Source organism: Glycomyces dulcitolivorans (assembly GCF_003265355.1).
In the GTDB taxonomy this organism is placed as follows: Bacteria; Actinomycetota; Actinomycetes; order Mycobacteriales; family Micromonosporaceae; genus Glycomyces; species Glycomyces dulcitolivorans.
Genome location: NZ_QFRW01000302.1, coordinates 1 through 13,007, shown reverse-complemented (window position 1 = coordinate 13,007; position 13,007 = coordinate 1). Strand labels below are relative to the sequence as shown.

Here is a 13,007-nt window from a genome sequence, read left to right as displayed (position 1 = left end):
AAGACGAAAAACGCGGCGCCCGCGTCGAATGACACGGGCGCCGCGAAGCACAGCTACTTGCCGGCCTGGGCCTTCTCGGCAGCCTTGGCGTAGCGGGCCTTGAACTTGGCCACGCGACCGCCGGTGTCGAGGATGCGCTGCTTGCCGGTGTAGAACGGGTGGCACTTGTTGCAGGTCGCCGCCTGGATCTTGCCGCTGGTCACCGTCGACCGGGTGGTGAACGCGTTCCCGCAGGAGCAGGTCACCTCGGTGACGACGTACTCAGGGTGGATGCCCTCTTTCATGACTTCCCTTTCATGTCGGTCGCCGGGTCGGAAGAATCCGTGAACCGGTACCGCGTTTCGCCCCGGAGGGCATTGGTCAGGTATTGCCTTGTGGCTCGGCTCGCAAGCTTCGCCGAGGTGCGACCTGCGCACCAGCGTTCAATGGTAAGGCGTGAGGCCGCTCTCAACCAGGGCGGCCTCACACTTCACAGCTACTCGCCGGGCGTGCTCTTGACGATGGACATCAGGAACTCGGCGTTGGTCTGCGTCTTCTTCAACCGGTCGATGAGCAGGTCGATCGCCTGCTGCGGCTCCAGCGAGGACAGGACCCGGCGGAGCTTCAGCATGACCGCCTGCTCCTCGGGGCTCATCATGAGCTCGTCCTTGCGGGTGCTCGACTGGTGGACGTCGATGGCCGGGTACGTGCGCTTCTCGGCGATCTTCCGGTCCAGCTTGAGCTCGGTGTTGCCCGTGCTCTTGAACTCCTCGAAGATGACCATGTCGCCCATGGAGCCGGTCTCGACCAGCGCGGTGCCGATGATCGTCAGCGACCCGCCGTGCTCGATGTTCCGCGCGGCGCCGAGGAAGCGCTTCGGCGGGTAGAGCGCGGTCGAGTCGATGCCGCCCGACAGGATGCGGCCGGACGCGGGCGACGAGTTGTTGTACGCGCGCGCCAGGCGGGTGATCGAGTCGAGGAGCACGACCACGTCGTGGCCGAGCTCGACGAGGCGCTTGGCGCGCTCGATCGCGAGTTCGGCGACCGTGGTGTGGTCCGACGGCGGGCGGTCGAAGGTCGAGGCGATGACCTCGCCCTTCACCGAGCGCTGCATGTCGGTGACCTCTTCGGGCCGCTCGTCCGCGAGGACCACCATGAGGTGGCACTCGGGGTTGTTCGTGGTGATCGCGTTGGCGACCGCCTGGAGCACCATCGTCTTGCCGGCCTTGGGCGGGGAGACGATCAGGGCGCGCTGGCCCTTGCCGATCGGGGCCACGAGGTCTATCACCCGCGTGGTCAGCGCGTTCGGCTCGGTCTCCAGACGCAGGCGCTCCTGCGGGTACAGCGGCGTGAGCTTGTAGAACTCGTCGCGCTTCTTGGCGTCCTCGGGGTTCATCCCGTTGACGGTGTCGAGGCGCACGAGCGGGTTGTACTTCTCGCGGCGCTGCTTGGCCTGCTGGCTGTTGCCGTTGCCGGGCTCTTCGCCGCGGGTGGGCTTCACCGCGCCGGTGATGGCGTCGCCGCGGCGCAGCCGGTACTTGCGGACCTGCGACATCGAGACGTAGACGTCGTCCGGGCCGGCGAGGTAGCCGGTGGTGCGGATGAACGCGTAGTTGTCGAGGATGTCGAGGATGCCGGCGACCGGGACGAGGAGCTCGTCGTTCTGCTGCGGCTGGCCGCTGCGCTGCTCGACCTCGTCGCGCCCGCCGCGCTGGCGGCGGTCGGAGCGGTCGCGGCGCTTGCGGCGGCGGCCCTCGCCGTCCCCGTCGCGGGGACCGCGGTCGTCGTCGTAGTCGTCGTTGCGCTCGGCACGCTCGGCGCGCTCAGGGCGCTCGGAGCGCTGCTCGTTGCGGCGCTCTCGGTTCTCGACGCGGGCTTCGGGCTGCTGGTCGTCGCGGCGGCCGTTCTCGCGCCCGTTCTCACGGGTGCGGCGGCGGCGCGGCTGACGGTCCTCATCGGAGTCGAACGGCGTGATGGACGCGGTCGACTCGGAAGGCCCGTTGCTGTCGGCGGCCTCCTGGACGGTCGACTCCTGGCGGCGGCGCGGCTGAGGCGGGCCGGCCGGGCGGGTGGCCCGGCGAACGGCATTGCCGCCCTTGGCATCGGCGCTCTCAGAGCCATTGTCGCTCGGCGTGGAGTCGACAGTGGCCTGCGGACCACCCTCGGCGATCGGTGTGTGTTCGGAGTCAGGCACTGTCGGGGCCTCCTGTTCGGCGCTGGCACCGCCGGGCTGCGAGCCCTCATCCTGCCGTTCCTGGATGGCGGCGATGAGCTCGCTCTTGCGCATCCGGCCAACGCCGGTGATGCCGAGCGATTGGGCCATCTGCTGGAGCTCGGGCATCAGCAGTGAGGCCAGACCGGTTCCTGTCCGGCGGCGCTTCGTGGCTTCCGGAGTTTCTTCCGAAGCAGACGCCGCATCGCTCATCCGGTCCGACGTCGTGCCGGTGGTGTCGCTCAATGGATTCCTTCCCTGGCGGAACTTCGAATGAGATTCGAGGAGTTTCCGCGTCTTTCAAATAGCCGCAATGCCGATGTTCTGGTCTGCGTCCCGCCATCGCTTCGACCGCCTCGGCCCTGCCGGGCGCGGCGGATGGAAGACGACGGTTGACACCGGGTGCAACACCCCTGGGCCGGCCGCTGAGCAGACGGTCCTGATCGAGGCGACGCCTCTGGGTTTGTGACCGGCGAGCTGGCGCTGAATGATCGTGCACGGTGAGACACGTGGCGCCGATCCCCGCTGATTGCGATCCATGCGGACAGCGACTGTTCCTTCGTCGAAACCGTGCCATGCCACGCTGGAGCTATGCAAAGTCACAAATCCATGGTTGAGGGTGATGACCCAAACAAGAGATCAGGCGTGCGCTGGATGCGCCGCAGCTGTTGTGACCACAAGCATAAGCAAGGCTTCGAGCAGTCACGACACCGGGTGGTCGTCTAACTGGAATAGTAGCGCACTCTTGCCATTCTCAACAACGGACCCGAGGATCACTCGTTTGCGGCGGTTGCGACCTGCGATGCGCCGTCGGCGACTTGGAGGCGCCTCGCCGTGAAGCCCGAAGGGGCTTCAGGGACTTCGGCGCCGTCGACCGCCAGCGCGAGCACGGTCGGCCCCGCTCCCGAGATCGCCGCGGCGATCCCGGCGGTGCGCAACTGGTTCAACAAGCGCGTGCTCTCGGGCATTCCCGCGGCGCGGAACCGCTGGTGGAGGCGGTCGTCGGTGGCCTCGAACAGCCGCGAGGGCTGGCGCGAGACGGCCGCGACGAGCAGGGCAGCGCGGGAGAGGTTGAACACCGCGTCGGCGTACGCGACCTTGTCGGGGAGAGCGGCGCGGGCGACCGAGGTGAGGCCCTTGGTCTGCGGGATGTAGACCCACGGGTGGATGCGCGGCGACGGGTCGAGCGCGACCGCCTTCGCACCGTCCTCAGTGGAGTACGCGATGGTGAAGCCGCCCAGCAGGCACGGGGCGACGTTGTCCGGGTGGCCCTCGATCTCCCCGGCGAGCGCCAGCTTCTGGCCCCGCGTCATGCCGGCGCCTGCGAGCGCGTCGGCGAGCATGATGCCCGCCACGATCGCCGCCGACGAGGAGCCGAGACCGCGCGCGTGCGGAATCCTGTTGCGGCACTTGAGCTTCAGGCCCGGTGCGGCGAGGTCGAGGTGCTTGAACGTGCGGAGCATCGAGGCGGCGACGAGGTGGCGCTCGTCGCCGGGGACGGTGCCGGCGCCCTCGCCGTCGACCTCGACGGTGATCGCGGTGCCGCTGGTCGCCTCGGCGGTGACCTCGTCGCACAGGTCGAGGGCGAGGCCGAGCGAGTCGAAGCCGGGCCCGAGATTCGCGGACGTGGCGGGGACGCGGACCGTCGCCCTGGGTCCGCTGGTCGCGGCGACGCCTGCGGAGCCGTAAGTTTGTGGAGTGAAGGAGCCCAATTAGAGTCCCAGCGCCGTCGCGGTCTTGAGCACGTCGACCGGGACGGTGTGCGGCTGCGGCGCGGTGGAGACGGCCCAGTCGGGGTCCTTGAGCCCGTTGCCGGTGACGGTGCAGACGATGGTCTGCCCCTTCTCGACCCAGCCGGCCTCGGTCTGCTTGAGGAGGCCCGCGACCGATGCGGCGGAGGCGAGTTCGACGAAGACGCCTTCGGAGCGGGCCAGGAGCATGTACGCGGCGTGGATCTCGCGGTCGGTGGCGGCGATGATGTCGCCGTTCGACTCCTTCTTCGCGTCGAGGGCCTTGGTCCAGGACGCGGGGTTGCCGATGCGGATCGCGGTGGCGATGGTCTGCGGGTGCTCGACGACGCGGCCGTCGACGATCGGGGCCGACCCGGCGGCCTGGACGCCGAGCATCCGCGGCAGCTTCGTGGCGGCGCCCGCGGCGTGGTCCTCGTTGTAGCCCAGCCAGTACGCGGTGATGTTCCCGGCGTTGCCGACCGGCAGGCAGTGGATGTCCGGGGCGTCGCCGAGGACCTGCACGACCTCGTACGCGGCGGTCTTCTGCCCGAGGATGCGGTTGTAGTTCAGGTGGTTGACGAGCGTGACCGGGTACTCGATCGCGAGCTTGTCGGCGATGGAGAGGCAGTCGTCGAAGTTCCCGTCGACCTGGAGGACCTTGGCGCCGTGGACGAGCGCCTGGGCGAGCTTGCCGAGGGCGATCTTCCCGGCCGGGATGAGCACCGCGCAGGTGATCCCGGCGCGCGCGGCGTAGGCCGCGGCCGACGCGGACGTGTTGCCGGTGGAGGCGCAGATGACGGCCTTCGAGCCGTCCTCGACGGCCTTGGAGACCGCGAGCGTCATGCCGCGGTCCTTGAAGGACCCGGTCGGGTTGAGGCCCTCGATCTTGAGGTACACGTCGCAGCCGGTGCGGGCCGACAGCGACGGCGCGGGCAGGAGCGGCGTGCCGCCCTCCTGCAGGGTCACGACGGGGGTGGCGCTGGAGACGGGGAGCCGGTCGCGGAACTCCTCGATCAGGCCGCGCCACCCGGGGCGCATGGCAGAGCTGGACATGGCGTCCTATTCTCCTTCGACGCGCATGACGCTGGTGACCTGGTGCACCGACGTCAGCTGCGACAGTTCGTCAACGGTGTCCGACAACTGCTTGTCGGCGGCCGTGTGGGTGACCACCACCAGCTGGGCGTCGTCGCCGCGGCCGGACTGGTGGACGGTGGCGAGGCTGACGCCGTGGTGGGCGAAGGTGGCCGCCACGCGGGCGAGCACGCCGGGCTCGTCCACTACGTCGAGGCTGACGTGGTAGCGGGTGCGGGCCTCGCCGATGGGTTTCACCGGCAGGTCCTGGTAGGCGGCCTCGGGCGGGAACGCGGTGATCCCGCCGCGCTTGTTGCGCGCCACGGCCACGATATCGCCGAGCACGGCCGACGCGGTCTCGGTGCCGCCCGCTCCCGCTCCGTAGAACATGAGGCGGCCGGCGGACTCGGCCTCGACGAACACGGCGTTGTAGGCGCCGTTGACGTTCGCGAGCGGGTGGCTGCGCGGGATCATCGCCGGGTGGACGCGCACGGACACGCCGTCGGCCTCCCGGGTCGCGATGCACAGCGGCTTGACGACGCGGCCCTCGGCCGCGGCGGAGGCGATGTCGGCGGCCGAGACGCCGCGGATGCCCTCGCGGTAGACCTCGCCGAGGTCGATGTGCGTGTGGAACGCGAGCGAGGCGATGAGCGCGGCCTTCGCGGCGGCGTCGTAGTTGTCGACGTCGGCGGTCGGGTCGGCCTCGGCGTACCCGAGCTCGGTGGCCTCGCCGAGGGCCTCCTCGAACGAGGCGCCGGTCTGCGACATCTTGCTGAGGATGTAGTTCGTGGTGCCGTTGACGATCCCCAGGACCCGGTTGATCGTGTCGCCGTGGAGCGACTCGCGCAGCGGGCGCATGAGCGGGATCGCGGCCGCGGCGGCGGCCTCGTAGTACAGGTCCGCGCCGCCGGCCTTCGCCGCTGCCGACAGGGACGGGCCGTCCTCGGCGAGCAGGGCCTTGTTGGCGGTCACGACCGACTTGCCCTCGCCGAGGGCGGTGGTGATCCAGGTGCGGGCCGGCTCGATGCCGCCGGCGACCTCCACGACGATGTCGACGTCCTCGCGCTTGACGAGGCTCAAAGCGTCGTTGGTGAACAGCTCCTTGGGCACCGGCAAGTGCGAGCGGTCCCGGTCGAGGCGGCGCACGGCGATCCCGACGATCTCGACCGGCTCGCCCACCCGGGCCGCCAGCTCCTCCCCGCGCGTTCGCATGAGGCGGACGACTTCACTGCCGACGGTGCCGCATCCGAGTAGCGCGAGTTTCATCGCTGGTGTCCTCTTTCTCTGGGTTGGCGCATGTGCGGTGCGCCCGGGCTAGCCGACGTCGAGACGCAGCAGGTCGTCGACGGTCTCGCGTGCCAGGATCACCCGGGCCTGGCCGTCGCGGACGGCCACGACCGGCGGGCGCGGCACGTGGTTGTAGTTCGAGCCCATGGAGCGGCAGTAGGCGCCGGTCCCCGGGACCGCGAGCAGGTCCCCCGGCGCGACGTCCGCCGGGAGGAATTCATCTTTAACAACAATGTCGCCGGATTCGCAATGCTTTCCCACAACGCGGGCGAGCGCGGGCGTCGCGGAGGACGAACGCGAGGCGAGCGTCGCCGAATAGGTGGCGTCGTAGAGCGCGGTCCGGATGTTGTCGCTGATGCCGCCGTCGACCGACACGTATAGGCGCGAGGCGCCGCCCGAGAGCGTCACGGGCTTGACCGTGCCGACCTCGTACAGCGTGAACATCGCCGGGCCGATGAGGCTGCGGCCGGGCTCGATCGACAGGCGCGGGACGTCGATCCCGGCGCCCGCGCACTCGTGCTCGACGATCCGCCGCAAAGAAGCGGCGATGACCTCGGGCGGCTGCGGGTCGTCCTGCGTCGTGTACGCCATGCCGAAGCCGCCGCCGAGGTCGAGCTCTTCGAGCGTGATCCCGAGGTCGGTCTGGAGCTGCGCCTGGAGGCGCGCGACGCGCGCGGCCGAGACCTCGAACGCGGCGGTGTCGAAGATCTGCGAACCGATGTGCGAGTGCAGGCCCAGCAGGTTCAGGTGCCCGGCGTGGACGACCCGGCGGGCCGCCTCGTACGCGTCGCCGCCGGTGAGGGAGAAGCCGAACTTCTGGTCCTCGTGCGCGGTGGCGATGTACTCGTGGGTGTGGGCCTCGACGCCGACGTTCACGCGGACCATCACGTTCGCGCGCCTGCCGAGCTCCTGCGAGATCGCCTCGATGCGCTCGATCTCCTGGAACGAGTCGACGACGATCCGCCCGATGCCGATCTCCACGGCCTGGTGCAGCTCCGCGAGGGACTTGTTGTTCCCGTGCAGGCCCAGCCGGGCCGGGTCGACCCCGGCGGCGAGGGCCACGGCGAGTTCGCCCGCGGTGCACACGTCGACCGACAGGCCTTCTTCGGCGGCGGCGCGCAGCACGGCCTTGGAGCAGAACGCCTTGGAGGCGTAGAAGACGTCGGCGCCGGCGAACGCCTCGGTCCAGGCGCGGCAGCGCGCCCGGAAGTCGTCCTCGTCGAAGACGTACGCGGGCGTGCCGAACTCGGCGGCGAGCTTCTCGACCGAGAGGCCGCCGATGTGCAGCACCCCGGCGGCGCGCTCGACGTTCTGCGACCACAGCTGCGGGAGGATCGCGTTCACGTCCTCGGGCACGCCGAGCCAGGCGGGGCGCAGGGAGGCGTAGTCGCCGTGCATCGCACCGGCTTCGTGGGTGCGCGTCATTACATGCGCTCCGGGGCCGAGACGCCGAGCATGCCGAGCGCGTTGACGAGGACGATGCGCGAGGACTCGGTCAGCCACAGGCGGGCGACGTTGACCGGTCCGGGCTCCTCGCCGACCCGCTGCACGATCTGGCTGTCGCTGTTCTGGAATCGGTGCCAGGCCCCGGCCAGCTCCTCGGCGTAGCGGGCGACCCGGTGCGGCTCGCGCAACTCGGCGGCGGTCGCAACGACGGCCGGGAACTCGGCGAGGGCCTTGAGCAGGTCGGACTCCTGCGGCTTGTCGAGCAGAGAGGCGTCGTAGCCGTCGCCGAGCTGCAGGCCGCGGTCGCGCGCGGTCCGCAGGACGCCGTGGGTCCGCGAGTGCGCGTACTGGACGTAATAGACCGGGTTCTCGTTGCCGTGCTTGGTCCACAGGTCGATGTCGAGGTCGATCATCGAGTCGGCGGAGTAGCGGGTGAGCGCGTAGCGGGCGGCGTCAACGCCGACGGCCTCGACCACGTCGTTGAGCGTGATCATGTTCCCGGCCCGCTTGGACAGCCGGATCGGCTCGCCGTTCTTCAGCAGGTTCACGAACTGGCCGATGAGGATCTCCATCGTGCCCGGCTCGTCGCCGAAGGCCCGGCTGATCGCCTGCATGCGGCCGACGTAGCCGTGGTGGTCCGCCCCGAGCATGAACACGAGCTTCTCGAAGCCGCGCTCGCGCTTGTCGAGGTAGTAGGCGCAGTCGGAGGCGAAGTAGGTCCAAGCGCCCCGCGAGTTCTTGAGGACCCGGTCCTTGTCGTCGCCGAACTCGGTGGTGCGCAGCCAGACCGCGCCGTCGGCCTCGTAGACGTGGCCGAGGTCGGTCAGGCGCTGGACGGCGGTGTCGATCTCGCCGCGGTCGTGCAGGCCCTTCTCGCTGAAGAACACGTCGAAGTGCGTGCCGAAGTCGGCGAGGGTCTGCTTGATGTCGTTGAGCATGAGTTCGAGGCCGACGGTCCGGAAGACCTCGATCGGCTCGGGCGCGGTGAGCGCGTCGGGCCGGGCCTTGAGCACGTCGGCGGCGATCTCGTCGATGTAGGCGCCGACGTAGCCGTTCTCGGGGGTCGGCTCGCCCTTGGCGCGGGCCAGCAGCGAGTTCGCGAAGTGGTCGATCTGGGCGCCGGCGTCGTTCACGTAGTACTCGGAGGTGAGCTTCGCGCCGGAGGCGCGCATGACCCGGGCGAGGGCGTCGCCCATGGCGGCCCAGCGGGTGCCGCCCGCGTGGATGGGACCGGTCGGGTTCGCGGACACGAACTCCAGGTTGGCGTAGACGCCCTCCATGGAGTTGTTGGTGCCGTAGGAGTCGCCCGCGGCGACGACCTTCCCGGCGATCTCGCCCGCGGCGGCCGCGTCGAGGCTGATGTTCAGGAAGCCGGGCCCGGCGATGTCGACCTTGGCGACACCGTCGGTCGCCGCGAGGATCTCGGTGATCTTCTCGGCGAGGGCGCGCGGGTTCGTCCCGGCCTTCTTCGCGGTCTGGAGCGCGATGTTGGAGGCGTAGTCGCCGTGCTTGGGGTCCCTGGGTCGCTCCACCGCCGTCTGAACGGGCAGTACGGCGGCGTCGAGGCCGAGGGCCTCGAAGGCTTCGCGCGTAGCGGACAGCACTTTCTCTGCGAGCGTCTCAGGAGTCACCCGGCAATCGTAGACTCCCGCGTTCGCCACCCGCGAGTGATAAAGGCCGGTGTGGCCTGCACAGGTAGGTTGCTCATTGGCAACTCCTACGGAAGGCTCCCGAACATGCGCAAGCTTCGCAACCGCTCGGCCGCGATAGCCCCCCTTCTCGCCCTGGCGGCCCTCGCCGCCTGCACTCCCTCCCCCGATCCCTCCGCGGACGGCGGCGCCGCGGCCGACCCCGGCACGCAGCAGGACGGCGCGCCGGCCGACATCGAGGGCGTCGAGAACTACTACGGCGAGTACGGCGACTTCGTCACGGTCATCGCCGCGATCCAGGACGGCGAGGTCACCGCGGAGGACCTGGAGTACCCGTTCGTGGTGCAGCAGGACCACGTGGACGCCCAGAACGGGTGGGACGGGCAGCCGCCGGTGTACGAGATCCAGCCGCCGGTCGGCGGGGACCACCTCGGCCAGTGGCAGACGTGCACCGGCACGGTCTACGACGCGCCGCTGGTCGACGGGCACGCCGTCCACTCGCTCGAACACGGCGCGGTGTGGCTGACCTACGACCCCGAGCTGGTCGAGCAGGCGTCCATCGACGCGCTGGCCCTGCTGATCCAGGGCCGCGACTACTCCCTCATGAGCCCGTACCCGGGCCAGGGCGTGGCGGTGTCGCTCCAGTCGTGGGGGAACCGGTACCAGACCGACGACCCGGCCGACCAGGCGATCGAGGACTATCTGGACGAGTACGTCCTCAACGACCGGTTCAACCCGGAGGCGATGGCGACGTGCGCGGGCGGCGTGAACACGACGGCCGCGGACTAGACGGCCGCGGACCGGTCGGGCCTAGGGACTGTGCTCTGAAGAACCCGCCTGGCCCGACCGGGTAAGGTGGCCTACGCGAGTGGTGTTCATGCCGGGCCCTCCCCCGGTGCCGCTCCGGCTCCACCCGTCGTCGACGAAGAGGCACGCCCCGCGATATGGCTACGAAGAAGCAAACCGCCACCAAGAGCGCCGGCAAGGGCAGCACTGGCAAAGGCACCGGGAAGGGCGCCGCCAAGGCCCCCGCCAAGGATGCCGACACCAAGAGCTCTTCCAAGAGCGCCTTCGACAACGCCTCCGCCAAGAAGGACGCCAAGTCCGGGCCCGCGTCCCGCAAGGGGCGCGCCGTCCAGGTGAAGCAGCCGAAGCCGTGGGGCATGATCCTCACGTTCAGCGGCGTGGGCGTGGTCGCGCTCGGCCTGATCGGCGCCGCCGTGTTCGTGGTCTGGGACCGGAGCCAGCCGCCGGAAGGCGTCACCGACTTCTACGGCGACTACGCGAACTACTCGGAGGTCTCCGCGGCGCTGTCCGACGGCGACATCACAGAGGAGGACCTGGACAACCCGTGGGTGGTCCAGCAGAACCACATCGACGCCGACGAGGACACCACGAACGACACCCCCGTCTACGACGTCACCCCGCCCGCGGGCGGCAACCACCTCGGCCAGTGGCAGACCTGCACCGGCTCGGTGTACGCCGCCGCGATCCTCGACGGCAACGCCGTCCACTCCCTCGAACACGGCGCGGTGTGGCTGACCTACGACCCGGCGCTGGTCGACGGCGACGGCATCTCCGACCTGTCGGAGAAGATCACCGGCCGCGACTACACGCTCATGAGCCCCTACCCGGGCCTCGGCACGGCGGTCTCGCTCCAGGCGTGGGGCGTGCAGTACCAGACCGACGACCTGAACGACCCGAAGATCGACGAGTTCCTGGACTACTACATCCAGAACGCCGACAACACGGCCGAGGCGAACGCGGTCTGCTCCGGCGGGGTCTCGACCACCGTCGAGGACGCCGCCCAGATGCCCACGGGCTGACGCGGGCGAACCTTTCGGGCCGACGCTCGTTAGGCATCACGGAGGCGCGGGCGCTCCGCAGGGGCGCCCGCTTGAGGAGGACGAATGACCGGCTTGTGGCGCAGGCCCGCGGTGCTCATCGCGATCACCGCAGTGCTCATGCTCGCCGCGGGCGGCGCGGTCGGCTGGGTGGTCGGCACCTCCGGCCCCGGGAACGACTCGGTCGAGGCGGGCTTCGCCCGCGACATGATCACGCACCACCAGCAGGCCGTCGACATGGCCATGTACGAGTGGCAGAACGGCTCCGACGAGACCATGAAGTCCGTCGCGTACGACATCGCCACCGCGCAGAGCGCCGAGATGGGCATGTACCGCACCTGGCTGCGCCAGTGGGGCGTGCAGCTGTCCAGCGGCGAACCGATGGCCTGGGCGGGCGAGGAGCACGCCCACGACTCGGAGGCCAGCGGGCTCATGCCGGGCATGGCCACCGACGACCAGATGGCCGAGTTCAAGACCACGACCGGGACCGACGCGGACGTCATGTTCGCGAACCTCATGATCGACCACCACATCGGCGGGGTCGACATGGCGAAGGCCGCGCTGGACCTGACCGACAACGCGCTGGTCGCGGACGCGGCGCAGCGCACGATCACGGTGCAGCAGGCCGAGATCGAGAACCTCGAAGGCCACCGCGACAGGATCCTCTCGACCATCGAGAACTAGGGAGTCCCGTGAGCGACAACTGGGGACCGCGGTACGGCGACCCGGCGCACCCGACCACCGGGGAGCTGCCCCGGGTCGGCGACGGCCGCGGCACCGACGAGCTCAAGACCGTCCAGGTCGACACCGTCGGCGGCCCGGACACCCGCACGCGCGAGCCGTCCCGGCCGCGCTACTCCTGGGAGAACCCCGACCACGGCCGCAGCGAGCCGTCCGCGCCCCGACAGGAGCCGAACGGCTGGTCCGTGCCGCGCGTCGGCCGCGACGGCTCCGAGCCCAACCGGTTCCGGTACTCGTGGGAGACCTCGCAACCCCGTGTGGAGCCGTCGCGGCCCCGCACCGACGACACGACCCAGTTCGCGCGCGTCGGCGACGGCCTGCGCGGCGCGGTCGGTCCCGTCACGGTCCAGGTCGACCACGTCCGCGTCGACGGCGGCGTCCGCTCCGACGACACGCAGCTGCTCCCGACCTCGGCCTTCATGCGGCCGGGGCCTGCCGAGATCCCCGACGCGGTCGAGACGCCCCAGCCCGAGAACACCGGGTCGATGCCGGCCATGCGCCACCAGATCGGCCCCGACTGGACCCAGACGCCGCTGCGGCTCCTCGCCGCGGCCGTCGTCGCCACCGCGGTCCTCGGCGCCTCCGCGGCGAGCCTCATCACGATCGGCAACTGGATCAACCCCTGACGGCCTGAAAATGTCGCACCCTTGCGGGAACATGGACATATGGCTACCTGGGACGACGTTGTCGAGATCGCGATGCGCTACCCCGAGGTCGAGGAGACCACCAGCTGGCAGACGCCCTCCCTCAAGGTGAAGGGCCGCTTCTTCGCCCGCCTCCGCACCGAGGCCGAGGGCGGCCTCGCGATCGTCTGCGACCCGAGCGAGAAGGCCGCCCTCCTCGCCTCCGGCGACCCGACCTTCTACACCACCAAGCACTATGACGGCTACGCGATGATCCTCGTCAACCTCGACCGGATCGACGAATCCCGCCTCGCCGACCTCATCGAAGACGCCTGGCTCCTCAAAGCCCCCGTCAAGGTCCGCAAGGCCTACGAACAGCGCGAAGGAAACTGAACGCGAAAGGGCCCGGCCGCATCAGCGGCCGG

12 protein-coding genes are annotated in these 13,007 nt (G+C 70.0%); 5 read left to right on the top strand and 7 right to left on the bottom strand.

The window, feature by feature from the left end; all coding sequences use genetic code 11:
• Positions 1-53 precede the first annotated feature (53 nt).
• The 7 genes from rpmE to argS form a co-directional block, all read right to left on the bottom strand.
• Positions 54-284 carry a 50S ribosomal protein L31 gene (gene rpmE, locus DI269_RS20960; protein WP_112139444.1) on the bottom strand — a complete coding sequence of 77 codons (231 nt, stop codon included), beginning with the start codon at positions 282-284 and terminating at the stop codon, positions 54-56.
• A 191-nt stretch (positions 285-475) separates the two neighbouring features.
• Positions 476-2,437 carry a transcription termination factor Rho gene (rho, locus tag DI269_RS20955; RefSeq protein ID WP_112139442.1) on the bottom strand — a complete coding sequence of 654 codons (1,962 nt, stop codon included), beginning with the start codon at positions 2,435-2,437 and terminating at the stop codon, positions 476-478.
• Between the two features lie 527 nt (positions 2,438-2,964).
• A complete protein-coding gene (thrB, locus tag DI269_RS20950; protein ID WP_112139440.1) occupies positions 2,965-3,903 on the bottom strand; it encodes a homoserine kinase in 939 nt (312 codons plus the stop codon).
• Entirely contained in the window at positions 3,904-4,974 is a 1,071-nt protein-coding gene (gene thrC / locus DI269_RS20945; RefSeq protein WP_198667604.1) for a threonine synthase, read from the bottom strand.
• 6 nt (positions 4,975-4,980) lie between these two features.
• On the bottom strand, positions 4,981-6,258 hold the full coding sequence (locus tag DI269_RS20940; protein ID WP_112139436.1) for a homoserine dehydrogenase: 1,278 nt from the start codon (positions 6,256-6,258) through the stop codon (positions 4,981-4,983).
• A gap of 48 nt (positions 6,259-6,306) precedes the next feature.
• On the bottom strand, positions 6,307-7,704 hold the full coding sequence (gene lysA, locus DI269_RS20935; protein WP_112139434.1) for a diaminopimelate decarboxylase: 1,398 nt from the start codon (positions 7,702-7,704) through the stop codon (positions 6,307-6,309).
• Positions 7,704-9,356 carry an arginine--tRNA ligase gene (gene argS, locus DI269_RS20930; protein WP_112139432.1) on the bottom strand — a complete coding sequence of 551 codons (1,653 nt, stop codon included), beginning with the start codon at positions 9,354-9,356 and terminating at the stop codon, positions 7,704-7,706. Before argS ends, lysA begins: the two co-directional genes overlap by 1 nt.
• A 105-nt stretch (positions 9,357-9,461) precedes the next feature.
• Between argS and DI269_RS20925 the strand changes: the two genes are divergently transcribed.
• The 5 genes from DI269_RS20925 to DI269_RS20905 all read left to right on the top strand — a co-directional run bounded on the left by DI269_RS20925 (position 9,462) and on the right by DI269_RS20905 (position 12,975).
• Positions 9,462-10,163, top strand: a complete 702-nt coding sequence (locus DI269_RS20925; protein WP_112139430.1) for a DUF3105 domain-containing protein — start codon at positions 9,462-9,464, stop codon at positions 10,161-10,163.
• 155 nt (positions 10,164-10,318) lie between these two features.
• Positions 10,319-11,200: a DUF3105 domain-containing protein gene (locus tag DI269_RS20920; protein ID WP_198667603.1), complete on the top strand. Its 882-nt coding sequence runs from the start codon at positions 10,319-10,321 to the stop codon at positions 11,198-11,200.
• Positions 11,201-11,284: 84 nt separating this feature from the next.
• On the top strand, positions 11,285-11,902 hold the full coding sequence (locus DI269_RS20915) for a DUF305 domain-containing protein (protein WP_112139428.1): 618 nt from the start codon (positions 11,285-11,287) through the stop codon (positions 11,900-11,902).
• 8 nt (positions 11,903-11,910) lie between these two features.
• Positions 11,911-12,585, top strand: coding sequence for a hypothetical protein (locus tag DI269_RS20910; protein WP_112139426.1), 675 nt, complete (start codon positions 11,911-11,913; stop codon positions 12,583-12,585).
• Between the two features lie 39 nt (positions 12,586-12,624).
• The gene (locus tag DI269_RS20905; protein WP_112139424.1) at positions 12,625-12,975 is read left to right on the top strand and encodes an MmcQ/YjbR family DNA-binding protein; all 351 of its coding nucleotides are present in this window, start codon (positions 12,625-12,627) and stop codon (positions 12,973-12,975) included.
• Positions 12,976-13,007 lie beyond the last annotated feature (32 nt).

Excerpts from the sequence above, each read along its gene's own strand:
- DI269_RS20905 (WP_112139424.1), top strand. The coding sequence starts at position 12,625 with ATGGCTACCTGGGACGACGTTGTCGAGATCGCGATGCGCTACCCCGAG.
- DI269_RS20940 (WP_112139436.1), bottom strand. The coding sequence starts at position 6,258 with ATGAAACTCGCGCTACTCGGATGCGGCACCGTCGGCAGTGAAGTCGTC.
- DI269_RS20920 (WP_198667603.1), top strand. The coding sequence starts at position 10,319 with ATGGCTACGAAGAAGCAAACCGCCACCAAGAGCGCCGGCAAGGGCAGC.
- lysA (WP_112139434.1), bottom strand. The coding sequence starts at position 7,704 with ATGACGCGCACCCACGAAGCCGGTGCGATGCACGGCGACTACGCCTCC.
- rpmE (WP_112139444.1), bottom strand. The coding sequence starts at position 284 with ATGAAAGAGGGCATCCACCCTGAGTACGTCGTCACCGAGGTGACCTGC.
- thrC (WP_198667604.1), bottom strand. The coding sequence starts at position 4,974 with ATGTCCAGCTCTGCCATGCGCCCCGGGTGGCGCGGCCTGATCGAGGAG.
- DI269_RS20925 (WP_112139430.1), top strand. The coding sequence starts at position 9,462 with ATGCGCAAGCTTCGCAACCGCTCGGCCGCGATAGCCCCCCTTCTCGCC.
- DI269_RS20915 (WP_112139428.1), top strand. The coding sequence starts at position 11,285 with ATGACCGGCTTGTGGCGCAGGCCCGCGGTGCTCATCGCGATCACCGCA.